1 protein-coding gene is annotated in these 1681 nt (G+C 68.2%); it reads left to right on the plus strand.

What is annotated here, in order from left to right; all coding sequences use genetic code 11:
• Positions 1-106: 106 nt before the first annotated feature.
• Positions 107-1555, plus strand: coding sequence for an IS1182 family transposase (locus tag AC1DY5_RS54595; protein WP_478122524.1), 1449 nt, complete (start codon positions 107-109; stop codon positions 1553-1555).
• The last annotated feature ends 126 nt before the right edge of the window (positions 1556-1681 follow it).

Below are 1681 nucleotides of genomic sequence, written 5' to 3' on the forward strand. Positions count from 1 at the left end.
ACTGAGAGAGTGAGACTGAGAGAGTGAGAGTTTTTCTCCGACCCTCGCGAACTGGCACGGGACTGGCTACAGCCCYGGCATGTCAACACAGGCCACAGACGAGGCGATGAATCAGGACSAGGGACTGTTCGAGGACTTGCCGGCGCCCAGCGCTGCGGATGTGCAGCAAACGCAAGCGCGAGCCAGCACGCGCAGCCACGCAGCKCCGCGCATCCTCGAGCCCAACCGCAAGCAAATCGAGTTGCGCGCCTCGGACCTGGAATCGCTGCTGCCCGAAGACCACCGCGCGCGGCTYGTATGGGGCTATGTCGAACGGCAAGASCTGGGCGCGCTGTACGAGGCCATCAAGGCGCGCGGCGCGGCCCCCGGACGCCGCGCGATCGACCCGCGCATCCTGTTCGCACTGTGGCTGTACGCCACGCTCGACGGCGTGGGCAGTGGTCGTGAAGTCGCGCGACTGACCCAGCAGCACGACGCCTACCGCTGGATCTGCGGSGGCGTGTCGGTCAACTATCACGCGCTCAACGACTTTCGCTGCGGCAACGAGCGTGTGATGGACGAACTGCTCACCGACAACGTGGCCGCGCTGGCGGCCGTGGGCGCGATCAGCCTGCAGCGCGTGGCGCAAGACGGCATGCGYGTGCGCGCCGATGCCGGGGCGGCGTCGTTTCGCCGGCAGGGCCGCCTGGAGGAACATCTGGTGCAAGCGAGCGAACTCGTGCAAACGCTCAAGGTGCACGCCGAGAGCGACTCGGGCGAAGCCAACCGGCGCGCGCAGGCGGCCAAGCGGCGTGCAGCCCAGCAGCGCGAAGCATGCATCCGCGAYGCGCTGCAACAACTGCCCGAAGTGGCCGCGGCCAAGCGGCGCAACGGCGGCAAGCCCGAGGACGCGCGCGCCAGCACCACCGATGCCGATGCCAGGGTCATGAAGATGGGCGACGGTGGATTCCGCCCGGCCTTCAACGTGCAGTTCGCCACCGACTGCGAGGGCCAAGTCATCGTYGGCATGGACGTGGTCACCGCAGGCAGCGACATGGCACAGCTTGCCCCGATGGTGGACCAAGTCGAGGAACGYATAGGCAAGGCGCCCGAGCAATGGCTGGTCGATGGAGGCTTCCCCGCGCACGAGCAGATCGATGCGGTGGCGCACAAGACCGAGTTGTACGCGCCGGTGCCCAAGAACAAGCCGTCCAAGGCGAAGCACGCTCCCCAGGGCGACGCGAACGCCGCTGTCGAGACCGACCCGGCACCGCAGCCGCCCAGCGAATTCGAGCCCAAGCCCGGGGACAGCGAGGCGGTGGCGCAGTGGCGAGAGCGCATGAACAGCGATGCCGCGCGCGAGATCTACAAGGAGCGCGCGGCCACCGCCGAATGCGTGAACGCGCAGGCCCGCAACCGCGGCTTGCARCGCATGCCGGTGCGCGGCTTGGCCAAGGTCAAGTGCGTGGTGCGGCTGTTCGTGCTGGCACACAACCTGCTGCGAATGGCCGCCCTTGCGCCCGAATTGGTCGGCTGGGGCACAGGTACGTGCGCAGCCGCCGCAACGGCCGGGTGAASGGCGAAAGAGCGCCCCAAAACCTCGCCAGGCTCCCCATCAGCGCGCYTGCCGCACCGGCATGGCACCTCGGCGACGCGTTTCGCCTCCTGGACCCGGCGATCCTCAGGCGCTTTGCTCAGCAAC

The organism is Variovorax sp. P4_D9 (genome assembly GCF_056401695.1).